General features: G+C 56.1%; 20 protein-coding genes. 14 read left to right on the plus strand and 6 right to left on the minus strand.

Translation table 11 applies throughout. The features are described 5' to 3' along the window. Positions 1–85: 85 nt before the first annotated feature. Positions 86–1,216: a hypothetical protein gene (locus tag LF41_RS16625; protein ID WP_152599862.1), complete on the minus strand. Its 1,131-nt coding sequence runs from the start codon at positions 1,214–1,216 to the stop codon at positions 86–88. Between the two features lie 105 nt (positions 1,217–1,321). After that, positions 1,322–2,086 carry a hypothetical protein gene (locus LF41_RS03145; protein WP_036165450.1) on the minus strand — a complete coding sequence of 255 codons (765 nt, stop codon included), beginning with the start codon at positions 2,084–2,086 and terminating at the stop codon, positions 1,322–1,324. Positions 2,087–2,201: 115 nt separating this feature from the next. Here LF41_RS03145 and LF41_RS16630 point away from each other — a divergent pair, with 115 nt between their 5' ends. Continuing rightward, entirely contained in the window at positions 2,202–2,741 is a 540-nt protein-coding gene (locus tag LF41_RS16630; protein ID WP_161786909.1) for a MarR family winged helix-turn-helix transcriptional regulator, read from the plus strand. Between the two features lie 97 nt (positions 2,742–2,838). Here LF41_RS16630 and LF41_RS16635 read toward each other — a convergent pair whose 3' ends face one another. After that, a complete protein-coding gene (locus LF41_RS16635) occupies positions 2,839–3,531 on the minus strand; it encodes a hypothetical protein (RefSeq protein ID WP_152599864.1) in 693 nt (230 codons plus the stop codon). A gap of 652 nt (positions 3,532–4,183) precedes the next feature. On the opposite strand from LF41_RS16635, the gene LF41_RS03165 reads away from it, so the two are divergent. The 3 genes from LF41_RS03165 to LF41_RS16640 all read left to right on the plus strand — a co-directional run bounded on the left by LF41_RS03165 (position 4,184) and on the right by LF41_RS16640 (position 6,957). Further along, entirely contained in the window at positions 4,184–4,618 is a 435-nt protein-coding gene (locus LF41_RS03165; RefSeq protein ID WP_036165457.1) for a hypothetical protein, read from the plus strand. 1,145 nt (positions 4,619–5,763) lie between these two features. Beyond that, positions 5,764–6,681, plus strand: a complete 918-nt coding sequence (locus LF41_RS03175) for a restriction endonuclease (RefSeq protein ID WP_036165458.1) — start codon at positions 5,764–5,766, stop codon at positions 6,679–6,681. A gap of 30 nt (positions 6,682–6,711) precedes the next feature. Beyond that, a complete protein-coding gene (locus tag LF41_RS16640; RefSeq protein ID WP_152599865.1) occupies positions 6,712–6,957 on the plus strand; it encodes a hypothetical protein in 246 nt (81 codons plus the stop codon). Between the two features lie 510 nt (positions 6,958–7,467). Here the strand turns inward: LF41_RS16640 and LF41_RS17335 are convergent. Then, entirely contained in the window at positions 7,468–7,776 is a 309-nt protein-coding gene (locus tag LF41_RS17335; RefSeq protein ID WP_036165460.1) for a DUF6804 family protein, read from the minus strand. Positions 7,777–8,980: 1,204 nt separating this feature from the next. Here LF41_RS17335 and LF41_RS03185 point away from each other — a divergent pair. The 3 genes from LF41_RS03185 to LF41_RS03190 all read left to right on the plus strand — a co-directional run bounded on the left by LF41_RS03185 (position 8,981) and on the right by LF41_RS03190 (position 11,338). Beyond that, positions 8,981–9,304: a hypothetical protein gene (locus LF41_RS03185; protein ID WP_152599866.1), complete on the plus strand. Its 324-nt coding sequence runs from the start codon at positions 8,981–8,983 to the stop codon at positions 9,302–9,304. A gap of 145 nt (positions 9,305–9,449) precedes the next feature. Continuing rightward, the gene (locus LF41_RS16645; RefSeq protein ID WP_152599867.1) at positions 9,450–9,830 is read left to right on the plus strand and encodes a hypothetical protein; all 381 of its coding nucleotides are present in this window, start codon (positions 9,450–9,452) and stop codon (positions 9,828–9,830) included. A gap of 998 nt (positions 9,831–10,828) precedes the next feature. Then, positions 10,829–11,338 carry a hypothetical protein gene (locus LF41_RS03190; RefSeq protein ID WP_036165465.1) on the plus strand — a complete coding sequence of 170 codons (510 nt, stop codon included), beginning with the start codon at positions 10,829–10,831 and terminating at the stop codon, positions 11,336–11,338. A gap of 53 nt (positions 11,339–11,391) precedes the next feature. Here the strand turns inward: LF41_RS03190 and LF41_RS16650 are convergent, their stop codons facing one another. Then, positions 11,392–12,147 (minus strand): 8-oxoguanine DNA glycosylase OGG fold protein, encoded by a 756-nt coding sequence (locus LF41_RS16650; protein ID WP_338037841.1) that lies wholly within the window; start codon positions 12,145–12,147, stop codon positions 11,392–11,394. Further along, on the minus strand, positions 12,148–13,128 hold the full coding sequence (locus LF41_RS03195) for a restriction endonuclease (RefSeq protein ID WP_237577587.1): 981 nt from the start codon (positions 13,126–13,128) through the stop codon (positions 12,148–12,150). Positions 13,129–13,327: 199 nt separating this feature from the next. Between LF41_RS03195 and LF41_RS03200 the strand changes: the two genes are divergently transcribed. The 7 genes from LF41_RS03200 (at position 13,328) to LF41_RS16655 (ending at position 16,912) form a co-directional block, all read left to right on the plus strand. Then, on the plus strand, positions 13,328–13,756 hold the full coding sequence (locus tag LF41_RS03200) for a hypothetical protein (protein ID WP_052116078.1): 429 nt from the start codon (positions 13,328–13,330) through the stop codon (positions 13,754–13,756). Positions 13,757–13,776: 20 nt separating this feature from the next. Continuing rightward, a complete protein-coding gene (locus LF41_RS03205; protein WP_036165471.1) occupies positions 13,777–14,289 on the plus strand; it encodes a hypothetical protein in 513 nt (170 codons plus the stop codon). 17 nt (positions 14,290–14,306) lie between these two features. Beyond that, complete coding sequence (locus LF41_RS03210) at positions 14,307–14,687, plus strand: hypothetical protein (RefSeq protein WP_036165474.1); 381 nt, start codon at positions 14,307–14,309, stop codon at positions 14,685–14,687. 142 nt (positions 14,688–14,829) lie between these two features. Then, on the plus strand, positions 14,830–15,294 hold the full coding sequence (locus LF41_RS17255) for a DUF3800 domain-containing protein (RefSeq protein WP_202594008.1): 465 nt from the start codon (positions 14,830–14,832) through the stop codon (positions 15,292–15,294). Next, entirely contained in the window at positions 15,263–15,556 is a 294-nt protein-coding gene (locus LF41_RS17340) for a DUF3800 domain-containing protein (protein ID WP_202594009.1), read from the plus strand. The genes LF41_RS17255 and LF41_RS17340 overlap by 32 nt, the downstream gene beginning before the upstream one ends. Before the next feature lie 273 nt (positions 15,557–15,829). Beyond that, positions 15,830–16,003: a hypothetical protein gene (locus LF41_RS16875; protein ID WP_161786910.1), complete on the plus strand. Its 174-nt coding sequence runs from the start codon at positions 15,830–15,832 to the stop codon at positions 16,001–16,003. Between the two features lie 225 nt (positions 16,004–16,228). Continuing rightward, positions 16,229–16,912 carry a hypothetical protein gene (locus tag LF41_RS16655; protein WP_152599869.1) on the plus strand — a complete coding sequence of 228 codons (684 nt, stop codon included), beginning with the start codon at positions 16,229–16,231 and terminating at the stop codon, positions 16,910–16,912.

Here is a 16,912-nt window from a genome sequence, read left to right on the forward strand (position 1 = left end):
TTTCGGCGTAATTAAAAGAATCTTCTGCAAAGCAGAAGTTCTTTAAGCTTTTGATTTAGCTTTTAAGGGAAGCGTGACATCCCCGTCAGCCAGTGCCCCCAGCCGGATCAACATGCTCCCTCCCTCGCTGCTTCCGCTTCCGATCTCGCTCCTGCGTGCGCTGCCTCGCCACGAGTGGATCGCCACTACCCGTCGCACTGATCGAACGGCCTGTGACGCGAGCTCGGAACGCCTTGCACGCGCGGGTTACTGGACAGTCCCGGCAAGGTGAGTCCTTGGCGATGATACGGTGCCCGAAGCAAGCCGGCCTAAAATCGGCCGGGTCGTAATCATGGGCCGGTCGTCGCGTCTTCGTTGCACGGACCACGGCGGCGTCGACAACTTCGCCCTCAAACAGGACGCGGGCGCGCACTTCGTCAATTAGTCCAGGGACGGACAAGTACTTCGCAAGACGGCCTGCCGGATCATCCGCGCGCAACACGTCTGCCCGCAGCTCCTCGATCGCCGCCGCCTGCACTGGATCATCTTCGGACCGCACCGCGAAAAACCGCCGATCCCAGCTACGCAAGAACAACCGGGCGGAAATTTCATCTCGCGTAGGATGTGACGTGAGACGCGCCATCGAATGCTTGCGAGAAAGCAGTTGATTTGGCAATGGTGGCTGCTTGTGCTTGTCATTGACAACCTTGCCATGCATCAGGATGTCCAAGAACAAGTCATACGGCATGCCACGACGATCTGCCTCCTGCCGCGCCTTGTACAAGTTGGTAATCACATCACGGCTGTTCTCAAACAATTTGGGTTGAACTGGACGCTTGCGGGGGGCGGCTTCAGGATCAATGTGGGTGTGCGCACGGCGATACGCCGCGATGTATTCCTGTGCGAACGCCTTCGTACGCTCAATGGAGTCCATGTAGCGGTACGCGACCCAACAGGTGGCTTGTAGGCTTGGCTCGTTATTGCGCAATTCACTGTTCACGTAGGTGCGCTCGAACAGGCGCTTTGCGATAAGACGCTCGTTGTCGTCCTCAATGTCGCAAATCGTCTGAAACTTGCTTACACGCTCTATTGCCTCGGCCCGCAGCGCCGGATGCTTTGCTTTATTCCGGCCAGTTCCTACAGTGTTCTTTCGCGCTCGCTTCGTCCGTTTGCCCGACTGTTTTGCCTTTTCCCCCTTGGCATTCTTCGAGCCACCGCGTTGATTTTCTTTCTTCATGGCAACACTCCTCCCTTGGCCTACGCATAGGCCAATTGCATTTGTTCGATGGATTGAGCGGGAAGGACACGCCTTCCCGCTCGATTCAGTCAGGCATGTGGGTGCTTACACGGGGCCCAGGTCGCCCACTTCGTCGGCGGGGGTGTACGCCGCCGCTTCTTCAACCAAGGACTCGCCGTAACGGTGGATGGCTTCCGCCTTGGTCAGCACCTTGCCCACGAACGGCGCCAGCGCATGCGCAGGGTTGTAGCCGAGGGCGATAGCATCGTCGAGGCGCTGATCAATCAGCTTGCGGGCGGCAGTCTGGACGAGGTCTCCCACGTAACGTTCGACCTTGAAGCGCTGGTCCCAGTCATCAAAGATGGGCGTGGCGAAGCGGAACTGGGGATCAGTCCAGCGAGTCATCACGAAGTCGATCACAGTGGGGGTGCAGAGCTGCATTGGGCGGGGCACGCGCTTGCGTGCCACCTTTTTCTGGGCCCAGAACTGCATCGCGTGCTGCACGAAGAACCAGTAGGAAACGCCAAGTTCGTCAAGCACCTGACGCAGGCGCCACACGTCGAAACCCATGGTCGGCGTGGCGTACAACGGGCTGTAAGTCGCCTTGGTCGGGCTCTTGATGCCTTCGTTGGTTGCGAACCAGGCAACGCCCTGCTGGAGCTGGCGGGCCAGTTCCTCAGTTGCCTCAAACGGCGTCATGTAGCCGTACTGCGGGTAACAGTCGCGACGCACCGAGACGTCGTGGGCCATAACCACCGGCCCCACCAAGGTAATCGTCACCTCGTGTTCCGCTGCTGCGACGGCCGAGGCACCCATGGCGCGGGCCTTCAAGATGCGCGTCGCGCGGGCAGTGTTGCCATAAACATGCATAGCTGTGCTTCCTCTCGTTAGCGCTTCGGCGGAATGCCTCGGCTGCTGGAGGAAAGCTTCGGGCTCTAAAAAATGGTCAAATGTTGGATATCCAACAATGCGCCACGGTCATCTCATGGCAATTCGCAACGATATCCCCTACCCCGCCTTCGATGAGTTGTTGCTGTTTTGCAATCGACTCTACGGCGCATTTGACGGGGCGCTCAAAAAATCATCGCCGCGTTTGACGATCACTGGATTGCAGGTGCTCACAGAGATTGCCAAAAGCGTTGAATCACGAACTGAATGCACACAAGCGCAAATCGCACGAACAATCGGTGTTACGCCCAGCAGCCTAGTCACGACAATTCGGAGCCTTGAGACAAAAGGACTTGTTGTCGTGGAACGGAGCGAGGTCTTCAAGAAGCATAAGCTGGAGTTGACCAAATTGGGGCATCGGGCGCTTCGACGCGGCTTAGTGATCAGAGACATCATCTTGGAATCGTTCCACGATGACTTGCCGTCGGACGATCGACGAAAGTTTTTTGCAAGCGCACGCATGGCGAATCGCACATTCGACCAGAAAGTGACGACCGAGCATCAAGACAAATATTTGAAGTCGCTTAAGAAGCACTCAACGCGCGCAAGAGTCCTCAAGGCGCGATCAAAGGGGTAGCCTCTATGGAGTTTGCCTAGCCACTAGTCCACTTCGGATCAGTGAGGGGGCGGATGGCGATGGTCTTATGGCACGGATGGCGCGGATGGCGATGGCTCTAGGACTTCAGCTCGATTGCGGCATTAGACTGAAGCAGGAATGCAGCCCATAGCAACCAACCTTCGCCGCAATCCTTCCATCTATCGCCCTTGGTGATCAAAGACGCGCCGCATTCTGCGCGGACTTCTCGAAGCTTCCGATACAAGTGCAAGAAGGCCTGCGGTTCGCCGTTGTCGTTCAAAGCCATGGCGGTCGGTGTCGTATATGCGGACATGGACTCAATGGCTCGTCCTTCGTCATTTGCCGTCCATGCTTCTGCGACCTCAACCCCTCTGAAGCTCGTAATTAGGATAATTCCCAACCGTTTTGACGCCTGACTCCACCAGTCCACAGCTACTACATTGTTCGCCAGTTCACTCGCCGTAGGCGAAAAGCTCTGAATCCGACTGATGTCGCCCAAGATGCTGTTTGCACGATCTCCAATGTCGCCCCAACCTTTGGCCTCGAGCGCAAAAGCGATTTCGCCATTCGAGCCGATCAGGTCGACACGTCCCCTGCGGCCCAGGTTTCCTTCGGCATATAGGTCAAACTGCGGCTCCAGATGGCCGAGGCAGTGGGCAAGACTGAAGACCGCGTTGACTTCGTGGCAAGGTGCGTCCTTACCGCCCGAAGGCCATTCGAGTTTTTCCAAAGCTCGCCCTAAACGAGTTGCGGCACTTTCGAAGCAAGTTGAAAACGCTTCTGGCAGCACGGCTGACGAGCTTTTCACAGACGGGTCCCCCTGCTGGAAGATGGCGACAACCTTACTCGCCCGGCAGTCGAGGCCCTGTATGGAGTGACCCCGGCCAGTTGTCCACTTCGGATTAGTGGGACTGCGCGGATCGTGATGGTTCTAGAACGTCGACTCGTGATGCACTGCATCAAGTACTCGGCAGCAAGTCCGATATTCTTTGGGGACCGACAGATAGCAGGTACCGTATGCCCCCGCACCCCATGCATGCTCTCTGCTTACCCGTTTTTGCAGCCATTTTCGCAATTTCAGGTTGCGGGTCCTCCGCACGGGAACAGCGCCTCGCTGAGATGCGCAAATGCAAGACCACTCAAGTTTGCACGGACGAGCAGGCACAGGCCCTATCGACCGAGCAGAACCGACCGATCCTTTCTCTAACCGGGGCGCGCTTTTACCACCAACTGAAGTGCGCGGACACGTGCGCGGAGGAGATCCGTGGGTACACGTGGGCTAGCGATAGAGACCTGCATGAAGAACAAGCTTGCGACCATGACACCGATAACTTCCAGCGCGGATGCAGGCAAGCGATCGAAGAGGCATTAGACGCGTTACACGACGACCTACAAGCAGAATACGATCCGGGGCCGTAACTGGCTCAACATGTCACCGGCACATGGTCGCGATAACTCAACTGCGGGAAAAGCTTGTCGAGAATGCATTGGCGTGGGAGCGCGCGTTCGGCAATGCGCCGCAAATCACCACCGTCTTGTCGGAGTACGACGCCGCACTCTTGGTCGGGTGCTCCCTTGGTGCGTATTCGCAGGGGATGCAAGGATGCAGCGTCGTCCAGAAGGGCCACGACTTCATCTTTAATGGAGCGCGGTACCAAGTGAAAGGCAACCGCCCCAGTGGCAAACCAGGCAGCTTTGTTACCTGGGTCCCGAAGGCTGCGAATTACGATTGGGACTACCTGATCTGGATTCTGTACGACAGCCAATACCAGATCCAAGAAGCATGGCAATGGGACGTTGGGACTTACGCGGAGGCCTTTGGCGCAGTGAAGCGGCTCTCGCCGACCCATCTTCGCCAAGGGAAACGACTGGCTTGAAGTCTCGGAACTTTCAGAACGCCACGCCAGCGAAATTGGTGTCCGCCCTGCATTGAGTTCACTCTGCCAGTCTGCCAGTCGTCCACTTCGGATCGCTGGGATTTCGCTCGTGGCGATGGTTCTAGGACTTCGACTAGGGAGAACGCATCCGAGTCTACATCGCCCTCAATGGGACGGGGGACTCGAAAGCATGCTTCCAGCCCACTCACTTTGCCCCCCCTGCGATGCTGCTCCCTGTCGATTGCGAAGTTAGACCGTAGCTTTCGCCGCTTTCGCGTGAATAACAGCCTCTGCCAATCCGTCGTACTCGTATTCGCCAAAGCGAAATCGCCCATCCACGTATGAAATCCCGAATGCTTCCATCGTTTCCATCTCGGAAGCTTTCAACTGACGTACGCGGACCTGTCGTAGATGCGGCGACGTAGTATCTCGGAATGAATCGGGTAGCTCGCTATTGCAGTGACGACACCTAGATGCAGCTTGGCGGATCGGTTCCGCGCAGATAGGGCACGGCTTCAAATTTCGATCGGCCTCCGCCCCCCCAATAGCGCTGAATCCCATCATCAGCACACCAACTAGCGTGACAAGGCCGGCTAGCATGAAGTGACTTCGGCGCCTTTCGAGTAGGCCGATGTTGTGTACGGTGTGGGAGGGTACATACAGGGCATATTCGCCCTCACCGACCTTGCGCTCAGGTGTGGTGACCGTCGTCTGCATGTTGAACGAGACAGTTACCAAGACAAGTCCGGTTAGAAAGATCAAGACGCCAAGTGTCCTCATCCGCCCTCTCCAAAGTGGGTCGTCTCCAAATTGATCACAGTTGCTGCGGCCCTTGGCCCTGTCGCAGCCTTTTCGAGCTGCGCGATGAAAGCCGATTGGTCGTCGGCGGATTTGATGAGCACGTGTGTTCCCCCTGGCAGGAGGATAACGCCAACGCGCGAATCCGGGCCCATGTTCGCTTTCGGTAGCAGCGTCTGCGATTGGTACCCGACTTAGCCTGGCACTCTCAGTCGGTCGTCCAACTTAGTGGCACGCGCACAAGGCGTTGGCTCTTCTCGGGGCTGGCAAAATCCACTGCTGCAGTGCGTCACAGAGGTTTTGCACCTTGGGCTATCTTGGTGGACACCCGCTAAGCAAACACCGAAATGCCTGTCCCTACCTACGACAAGTTCATCGACCCCCTACTCCGCTTTCTTGCCACGCAGTCGATCCCTGTGGCTACAAGGGAAGCCTACGAAGCAGTGGCCAGTGCGCTAGGGCTCAATCAGGAGCAGCGCCAGGAAACAGTGTCAAGCGGTCAGCAGGTCTACAAGAACCGGGCGGGTTGGGCGCACGACCGACTAAAGCGGGCGGGATATTCCACTAGTCCAAAGCGGGGCTATTGGCAGCTAACGGCTGAGGGCATGGCGTTTTCGGCGTTAGCGCCGAACCCCCTGCCTGACGCAGAAGTCCAGCGGATTGCCTTCGAAGCGCTCGACGTTCGGCTGCGCCCTGTTGACGAAGACCGCGCCCCCGCGCCGGTCGTCCTATCCGCACAAATTCAGACCGTTCAAAGTCCCGACGACCGCCTCGACCAGGCGCTCTCTGAAATCAAACAGTCGGTCGCTGGCGATCTTCTTGACCAGCTCATGTCGGTAACGCCGCAGTTTTTCGAAGAGGTCGTGCTTGATGTTCTACATGCGGTTGGATACGGAGCAAACCGTAGCGACCTGCAGCGTGTAGGTGGCCCGGGCGACAGTGGTATCGATGGCATTATTTCGCTCGATCGACTCGGCCTTGAGCGCGTGTACGTACAAGCAAAGCGCTGGAAGGATTGCGTTGGTCGACCTGAGATCCAGGCCTTCTTTGGCGCCTTGGCGGGACAGCGGGCTACCAAGGGTGTCTTTATTACGACCTCTTCCTTTTCGCAACAGGCCGTCCAGTACGCTGCATCAGTGGGCCATGTCGTCCTAGTTGACGGGGTAAAGCTCGCAGAACTAATGATCGACCATGAAGTCGGCATTAGTGTCCGCGCGGTTCACATCCCCAAGGTCGATAGTGACTACTTCGAAGAGGGCACGTAGAGGCGAACTTACGTACTCGGAGGAAATCGAGTGGATATGAAAACGCTCCTAAGAATGGCTTCCTCCGGGACAGGATTTTTTGAGCCGTCTGGAAATGCTTCGGCTGACCTTCGTGATTTTCAAGACTTAGCGGCGCTGGCGTTCGAGGCGGAACGCCTCGGATACGTCTATGCCGTGTACGTTCACCGCGTGCCTGATCCTGAGGGGGATGTGTACAACCAGATCTATGTAACTGGCGTTACCAACCTTGGCCTTCAGTTTGCAGGCGACAGCTGAGGCAGCGAGCCAGATGTTTGCTGCCGCACGGTGCAATAGCTATGGGCGTCCTGAATCCTTCACGTTACTTCGCAATTTCGACTCTTTGCCTTCTGGCTGCGTGCAACACGGAAGCATTGAAGATTCCAAAATCTCTACGCGGGACCTGGAGTACAGACCATATCACCAGAGTCACGGGCATGACGATGACTGCGAATACGCTCCGTGTCCATTACGAAGACGGAGCGTCTGACCTTTGCATGGTGAAGAGCGCCCTACTAAAGCCGGCACTGCGGGGGCAATACGTTGATGTGCGTTGCGCGCTCAATCGTGCACCCTCGCGGTTGCACTGTGACGGCGACGCCCCCTTGTCCTGGCACTTCGAAATCACGGCTAACGAGTTGGGCGATCCGAGGGAGATTGAGGTAACGGAGTGGGGTGGATGCTACGGGCAAAATACAATGACGCTATACCGGGACTAAACGTTTGCTCATGACGTCGTTGAAGAACTGGCGTAGTTGGTTCCCGTCCTCAGTCCGATCGCTCTAAGCCATGGAGGCGAGTCGCAAACCATCCAGCGACAACAATCGTGGCGACGTTCGCGATCGACCAAATCTCCCGGCTCGCATGCACCGGCACAATTGGGTTGTAGATGCCCGCAATCGCGCCCCAGATCCATGCCCAGGCCTCGGATTTCGATCGAAGCGAATAGAGCGCCAAGCAGGCGCACCCCACACATACGACCCATCGCATCACTCGGTAGTACCCGTACGGCATCGACGGAATCAGTGCGATCGCCACGGCAACCACGACTACCCCCAGCACGACTCTCGGTTGCATTTGGCTGCCTCCCCAGGCTGCATCAGCAGTCTATCGCATGAACGATGTGCCGCACTGCGTCAGAGAGCGCACCACTCGCCCCGTCGCCCTCGACTGTTAGAGCCCCGCAAGTAATTCACCCCGGGTCGCTGGCATAGTGAGCCGATGCACTTTCGGTCTCCGCGCACCAACGATGGCGATGCCGCCCACGTTGCAGGTCGGGCCTACGTCAAGAATACTGTCAGGAAGCCAAACATTTCCGGGGGGAAAATGTTCCAGCGCTTCATTTCGCTGCAAATCAGATGGATCCTCAGTTCACCCAAAGCACTGGTAGCGATCACGCTCATGACTAGCGCTGGGGTCGCTTCGGCACAGTCATCTGGCTTCGCAGTCAGCGGCGCTGGGACAGCATCCTGCGGTCAATACCTTGAATCCCGATCAGATGACTCCTTGTCGCACATGCATGTCACATGGGCCCAAGGATTCTTGAGCGGACTGAATGTTGCGGAGTACACGACGGTAAAGAGCCCTTTTGTAGTCCTGCCAGATGGACCTACGATCAGCGCCTACTTGGACAAGTTTTGCAGGGAACATCCATTGGAGAGTCCAATGATGGGCGCGCTGGCAATGTTCCGAGGCAAGAATCGACGTGATGCCGGAATGCCGTAACCGCGCACAACCAACACCCAAATATAATCGTAGATCTCCTTAGCGTGAGGGGGAATGAAATGAAGAAGGTGTTTATTGCGGCAGGCGTACTACTACTGATCTCCGGCTGCGCCACAACTGCAGTGCCAAATTATTACAACGGCAACTATTACATGACCGGTGATTCAAACTGCAGGCAGGGTAGGCCTTTGTCAGAGACGAGAATCATGTGCATGGACAAAAATGGTGCTGAGACTGGCTATAGGGATGCAATGACGCCCGACTAGTTGCAGATGTATCAAATGCAACGGGCCTATCAACAGCAGCAGATGCAGTCTCAAGCTGCTCCGCAGTATAAACAGACGGTCAGCTGCAAAAGGTTCGGCGACATCTCTGGTCAGGTGTATCAGTTCGACTCAGCGTATTGTCCTGTCGGCTACTATTAGCCGATAGGCCCCACGCCGCTTCGCGGCGCGGTTAGTTCAGTTGTTCGCAAATGACTGCTTCTCCATTGAGGGCAACGCCGATGGGGCCTAGTAAGAGTGTGAGACTGCTCAATCAACAGTATCGGAACATTATGGCCATTACGTACAGCCAACAGAAGCAAGCGGAGTGGAACGCGTTCAAAGCGAACGGCGGTTCCATCACGTTTGAAATTGACGGAACGGACATCTCCGACGATGCGTCGTTCGAAAAACTTCCGTCGTTGCAATCGCTACTAAAAACAGGCTTCGAAATTCCTCCGACTCCATTGATCGAAACAGCGGAACTACAATCGCTCATTCAAGTGCATGGCTCAGAATGGGACTACATCCTTTGCCGCATCTACCTTGCTGGCGGCAGGGTTATCTATCTCCAACTTCCTAACGGCCAGTACGAAGCAACCTGCACCGTCCCGTAGCTTCACTAATGCCTCAAGGGCGAAAGCGCTGCAGGTTGTCGGCGATCCGCTTCTTTTGAAGCGTTTTCTCAATCCTATGAAGTGACCCCGGCCAGTCGTCCAGGGCCGACCACACAAAACCCGCCACCCGCCAATCAGACTCATAATGACGATTCCCAATACGTTAGAGACCCTTCGTTCGACATTGGAGCGCGCCATCAAGGCAGGCAGCGATGCTGCTCAAGCTGAGGTTGTCCGACTCGCCAAGATAAGATTCACCGATGCGTGCGGCGGGTCTTTACTTATCCTAGACGTGGATGGTCGAACAGCGTTCGGTCGCATTCTCTCAGCATATCAACAACCCGGAGTACAGATTCGCAAAGGCTATGAAGGTGGCTTCGTGCTAAACCTTCCCTACCAGTTCGACCTAGTTCCGCCGGTCACCGGGCAAGACCAGGCTATAAGCGTGGCAGCTGACGAAGCGGCGTTGCGGGTCATCCAGCAAGAACTGGGAATCAAAGGCTACGTCAGGCCGTACATAAGCTAGAGCCACTGAACCGGAGTAACTGCGCTTCTGGCACGGAGTCCACCCGGCCAAACGTCCGCTCCGGGTCAGTTGTATGGCGCGGACGGCAATGGTTCTAGGACTTCAATTTCCTACGCTGTTCATCCCGAAAAGCACAAGCTGCGTCCACGCCACCTGCGACATAAGCTGCCCGTTGCCTTCAATTGCACGTTTGGCAATACGAACGGTTTTCCCAGTTGCCATAGGTGAACTCGCTCATGGGAAACGAGCATCCCCAGATAGAGCAGGCTCTGCGTCGCTCAGTGGTCATCGACTGATCTCGGGAGAACGTTCGGACTCAAGCAGTGTGTGCTGTGATGCGCGACGCCATGCTGGTCAGCCATAGACATGGGCCACCGCCCCCATCCACCGACTAGAGGCATTTGCCGATAGCCTTCCACTCCTGCCCCTCCTTCCGGTACCACCTGCCGTCGATGCAGCGTTCGTGCATGAACAAGGGATCATCACGCCGTTGAGGCTCATAGACCGGCGCATGAGCAATTTCTGCCTGGGTCGGGGATGACCAAGCGGCGTGCTGTGTGGTGTGACGACTGGCTTTGGGTTCGACCGCTTGCGCACAGTACCGGACCCATCCAATGGCTCGATGGGAAACATCTGCTGTACTTGTCGCAGTTCTTCTAGCGTGGCAGGCCGCATTAGCTCACGGGTAAACGCTGCCGCCTGGCGTCGGGCGTTCCATTCAATTAGACCTGCAATCACGTTAACAACCACGGCGAGCATCAAGGCCAGTTTGAGGTAAAAGAACTCGTCTTCCCTGTCAGATTTCCAGCGCATAGCCCCCCTATCAGACGGAGCATATCGGAAGCCGCGCGCGCCGAAAGTCGCGGCCCAAACTCACCCCGGCTGCCCAATCACTTCTGGTCACCGTGACGCCTAACGGTAGCGGCCTTAGACCTATCCACCAAACCCCGATGCCTTTACGCTCAAGCGGGGCGGTCATCGGATGGGTCGTAGGCAGTATGAATGCCAGAACAGAGATTTTGGAGTTGGTCGGGGCGATCGTGCTGTCCGCCCAATCTTCCGAACACTACCTGAAAGCGATTCTTCCGTTCACCCATACAAAAGATCCAAGTCTCGCGGGTGCTCTAGCGCGCGCTGAAAAACTGAAGCGGCGAACACTTGGCGATCTTGTCGGGAAGCTGGTGGATGCATCGACTTCGAAGTCTGATCACTTCGAAGCCGATCTCGCGAATCTCGTAGATGACAGGAACCGGGTGGTGCACCACTTCGCTGAAACCTACGGGAAGCAGTTGAAAGACGGTGATGTCGAAGGCGTCATAACAGCGCTTCGCACGATACGAGCAAATGCAAAGGCACTTGAGCAAGCGGTGGAGGGGCTTGCCTTGCGATTGATGGAAGCGTTGCGCGACATCACATATCGAGGCACGCCGGAGTTTGACGACTTCGACGCATTATGCGTGGAGTTCCGAAACCGCCTCCCCGCTGCATCGCCCTCCTCTATGGACTGACATCGACCAGCCATCCACCGCGGATCAGCGGGATTGCGCGGTTGGCGGTGGACCTAGGACTTCGACCGTTTGGCAACTTCATGCCAGTTTTCCATTACGTGCTGTCGCCACGCAGTCCGTTGTCGTCCGCCCAGACCGAACATTCGATGCTCGGCTTCCTCACCAGTAATACCCAAGCGCTCCCCCAGCTCAAGCACGATTTCACAGAATCGACCGTAATCGTGAGCCGTGACGCGATTCGAAACGTAAGCACTAATTTTGGTCGGAATTTCACTGCGTTTGCTGACTACTACAGCGGGCATTCTCGCTTGGAGCGTAAGCAAGTGCACGCTACACGCTGTCCACTGGTCGAGAATGAATGAGTCTTCTGTAGGGCAACAGAAGAATATCAACTTGGTGAAAAACGCCGGCCCCAAGCCAGGAATGGTCCCGCAGGTGCTAAGCGACGCAAATTCTTCGAACGCCTCGGTTCCGGTGATGTCAGCGCGCTTAAGTCGTTCGCACACCCGGAGCGCCGATTCTTCCTGTCCCGCAAGCGTTCTGGCATGACGCCGGTGCATTCCTCCCCACGCCATCGTGGTCCAGAAAAGCGAATGAACACTTTGATCAGCCTTCCAAAGCTCCCGCAGCTCGTCACGTTGCACCTCTTGCGTACACAAGTGCAGTTCGTCTCCCAAGCCGGCACGCACGGTATTAGCCCAAGCGCGGGGCGGTCTAGACGGAAATCGCTCTGGCCGGGTGGGCGCCAGAAGGCCGAAACGCTCGACTGCGTCATCATTCAAGTAGACGTCAATCACCTTACCTGCCACTCACGCCGGCCAGTACATGCGCTTAAGTGGAACAAGACGCTTCGTTTCGCTGTCGGTCGCGTCATAGTGCTCTATAAGCGTTCTAACCACGTTGTCCAACGTCCAAAGCGTCAATGGGACAGCGGCTCGGTCGGCCTCGTAGAACGCATCCTTAGAAAACCCGCCTGTGCTGACGTAAAGGCCTCTATCGTCCTTGTGGCGGCCGCCTAGGAAACTGCGGATAGCACTACTACCCATCTGACCCGTGCGATGCTTCACTTCTACGACGATTCGCGGATTCTCAAAACCGAATCCATCAGGGGACGCGACGATGTCTTTCCCACGATCGGCGCCGGCAGGCGACACTTGGGTCTTGTAGCCCATGGCACGTAAGATGCCTGCTACCAGTTCCTGCATTTCGCTCCAACCCAGTCCACTAACGATGTCCTTGATTCGCTCAACCGCGAGCGTCTGAACATCAGCCAGGGCGTCAGGCACTTCTTCTTCTAGAGGATCGGTGGCAGCAGAATTCTGCATCGGCTGGCCTAGAGCAGCAGCCAGTAGTTCGCTAGTCGCCAACGCCGGCACAAGAAACACTGTCAGTGTTGACCCAAGGCTATTCTTGGCCTGATCGCTTAGAGCATCTCGCTCGACCTCGTGCTCCCACGCGACCGGCCGCGCGACAGCCATGTCCTGCTCTGCCCACTCAGGTCGATAAGCGCTTTCGCCAGAGATCTTGCCAACAAGATATGTGCGATTTGCCGGCGAATACGTGATGACATCATCTCCGACACTCATATCGTTGATGAAGCGCCATACCTGGGATGCCCCGGACACAACTTGACCTCGGGCTAGCGACGGGTGCAACTGAGCAAACTGCTCCGTTACTTGTTTGCGCGTCATCCCCTTCGTGACCTTTTCCCCGAGGTCTGCCCAGCCAATCGCAGCCACGCCCTTTTCGCGAAAGTCCTCATACAAGCGTCCGCCATCGCCCCGGACCATCCACATCCTACTCATCTGACGCCCTTTCCCATTGTTCACCGGCAACTTATCGTACCCGTGCGGAGCACCGCCCACTTGCTGCTTAGCAGCATAGAACTATTCCTAGCCGCCTCGACAAGGGCAGTCTTTTTTTCTGCGTAAACAGCCACGTCGTCGGCTGGTTTACGATATAGCTGCTGAATCTATTGACTACTTTGACATGGCCCGGAGCTACAAGCGCGGCGCTGAGTTCCCGCACGAAGGCTTCGTGCAGCATGCGCTTGAACGGCATTTTGCGAACCGGGGGTACGAGATTGATAGCGGAGGTCGCGTTGACTTGCTGTGTCAAAGTCTTGCGAATGGCCAGTCATGGCATATCGAGGTCAAAGGCGTCACAACGCAAATCGGTCTGGACTTCAGGACTGGGCTGGGTCAACTCGTGCAGGCCGTCACGGCGGGAAACATGATGTATGGGCTGGCGATTCCAGATACCCCAGCCTTCAGAACACAGGTGGCCAGAGTGTCCAGACGCGTCACCGAAGCGCTCAACCTTCACTGGTTGCTCGTGAGTCCGGACGGGGGTGTGTTAATTGTGCCGCCCACCGGCGCGATGCCTGCGCTCGCTGCCGATTCGGATTCCAACGAATGAATAGCAGCCCGCGCTGTTCCATGACCGATGTCCTCATCAACGATCCCAGCGATGGCATCTACGACGACGGGGAGTGGATTAGCTGGGAATGGATAAATAGCCAGCTCAACGACGAGCAAGACCCCGAGGACCTATGCGAGCGGAGAAGCCCCCCAAGCGTGTTGGAACTGACGCGGGTGTTCCTGGATCTCGTTAGCGTCGCCCAGGAATACAAAGACCTGACTGGCCGTTACCTCGAAATCTGGGGGGAGTTGGGGGAACTCTATGCGGAGATCCGCCATGGCCTTGTTCGACATCCAAAGCACTTCGCAGGATCAGACGGGACGATCGGCGTCGCATTGGTTGAGGTAAAGACGATCTCACCGGAAAAGAAGAAAGACCGTGTGTACGTGAAGCGCGCGGGCAACTTTGAAAAGCTGCTAGTTGTTCGCGTGTCTGAAGACTTCTTGTTTTCGTCAAAGTTATTTGAGCGCGGCGATCTGAAAGAAGGGGCAAGCCCCTTGATTAAGGCGCGATGGACAGGGTTCGAATAAACCTCTCGGAGACAGGCATGCTCGACCGACTAAACGGGTGGCAGCGCATCGGGGTGCTTCTCACTGGCGCCTGGCTGATCTTCATTCTCGCGCTGGCGTTTGTTGAGCTTGCCGACCGTGCACGGAGTGACGCGTACTTTGTTGAGACAATTCCGGGCGTCGAGCCTCAATGCACCCAGCCAGCGGCGCCATCAACCACAAAGACATTCACGTTCGAGGAAGCCCATGGCTGCGCGCGGGGAGCCCTCGCCCAAGGGAGACCTGATCGCAGCCAAATCAATTGGGTCGGCGTAATCATGGCTGCCTCGATCCCACCCATTTTTGGCTGGGGCGCGGTTTACGCGCTTATCGCTCTGATCTCCTGGGTGGCTAAAGGCTTTCGTCGTCCGGCGAGTTGAGACTCCTAAGCAGCTATCAACGAACTCGCCATGCCCTCGAAGTGCTAAGGCGACGTGGCCCTCCTCTATAGAGCAACTCCGGCCAGTCGTGCATCGTGGACCGCTGGGGATGCGCGGATCGCAACGGATCTAGGAGCTCGTCATGCGACTTATTTTTTTCGATGAATCCAAAAACGACAACAACCACCCCTCCTACCACATCGGTGCTGTTGTCATTGAGGACACTCGACTCCTTGAGGTTGAAGGGCAAATTAACGCTATTGCTCAGGATGTATTCGGTAGCTCCCGCCTGGTACAAAACACGGAGTTTCATGCGGCGGAGATATTCCATCGAAAGAAAAACTTTAAGGATTGGAACGACTTCGCAGCAAGAATTGATATCTTGCGCCGACTGGTCGACATCCTTAACTTAGATTATGTCGATCTAATAGACATTAGAATCAATAGCGATCTTCTTGCCGATACTCAGAACGCTGAAGACATTGCTTTCATGTTTCTATGCGAAAGAGCTAACGACCACATGCGGAGTCGCCGGGAGCTGGGAATGCTAATCGGCGACCGCGAAAACGATCAGAGTGCTGCCAAGCACGCGGGTTTCTCTCGCTGACTACAAGGCCCGCGGCACTGACTTTGCGGTCGGCCGCAGCATCACCCATCTCGTTGATTCAGTTCACTTTACCCAGTCCCATCTGAGCCGCTTCCTGCAACTCGCAGACATTTACGTGTGGATATTGCAGTTCCAAGCGAGGAACCGCGGGTCTGAGAACTTTCGCCATGCTGCAGTCTTCGAATTGCTGCGACGGGATGGAATCAACCTGTTCCCTAGAAAGTACAAAGAATGGCCTGCACGCCCATCTGGCGCTAATTAGCCCTACCTCTTTGACGGTCTTGTTAGCAGCATGGCGAGGCCCTCTATGGAGTTCACTCAGCCAGTCGCCCACTGCGGATCAGGTGGACAGCGCTGGCGGCGATGATTCTAGGACTTCGATAGACTGCAAAAAAATACTAGGTCAGGTCAGGAAGAAGCTCATGGCAACTTATCGCTACGGCGTGTTCTATCGCTACAACGGACCAACATCCTCCGATCCATTCAGGGAAGAACTTGCGGCTGATAAATCGAGTATCGCCTTAAGCGCTTCCCCGTGGAGCTCGCACAACAATTCGACGACGACCGAACGAACATTACTTCTGACGACACCTTTGATCCCAACTTGCCTTTGATTGTCTCCGTCGCGACCAACCTGAGCAAAATTGAAGCTGATGCCATCTTCTCCCTCTGCTTGAACGGCCTAGATCTCTTTGGCAAGAAGCTCTGAACGATCCCCGCGAATGGATGATTTAACAGCGGAAGAGACTGAACTTTTCATTCGCTACCCAAACCCCCTCCGATTGGGGACGTCAGGGTTGGCGGGGTGCTTATAGTTGAATGGTTGCAGGACGAGCTGGGCGAGCCCCGCACGGGTCTTCGACTCCATGCGTACTTGGAAGTCATCAAGCCTGGCTGGTCGACGTATGTTCGATGCGCGACGAAGGCGGACCTGTTGGCTGCGATCGACTCCGCAGCTTCCACCGGAAAGATTCTTCATATTGAGAGCCACGGAAACGATGAAGGCATCGACGATGGCTCTGGAAATGAGTTTCTTTCGTGGGACGAATTGACCCCTGTTCTTCAGTCGCTAAACGAGGCTAGCGGCTGCAACCTTCTAGTCTTCATGGCGGCCTGCGCAGGCTTCGCGGGAATTCTCGCTTTGGCGCAAGGCCCCCGCGCTCCTGCAGTGGCTCTCGTCGGCCCAGCAGTTAAATTATCAGCGTACGAATCTGTCGAAGCAGCAAAGGCGTTCTACCGGCCATTGGTCGGAGGGACGGCTCACCTTCAAGCTATGGCGGACGCTTCCACCTGGGAGTCTGGCGTTCTTTTCGAACCTGAGCCTATCGCCATTTTGGCGTGGGAGTCTTGGGTTCAGAAGATGATCATAGATGCCAGGCAGGCAAACAGACAGGCTCGTATCGAACGCAGTCGCGATCGTCTAATGAAAGCTGGCTACTCCAAAAGCAAAACGGATGCGTTGCTCTCGTCCTTTGATGAGAGCGAAGCACATGTAGCTCAGCTCGCATGGGATCGATTCTTCATGCTGGATAAGCATCCATCCAATGCGTCTCGGTTTGGGGTTGACTTCGTAGAAATCGCGAGGAAGATCGCGGCCTTCTACTACCGTGGCTTTTAA

Source organism: Lysobacter dokdonensis DS-58 (assembly GCF_000770795.1).
In the GTDB taxonomy this organism is placed as follows: Bacteria; Pseudomonadota; Gammaproteobacteria; order Xanthomonadales; family Xanthomonadaceae; genus Noviluteimonas; species Noviluteimonas dokdonensis.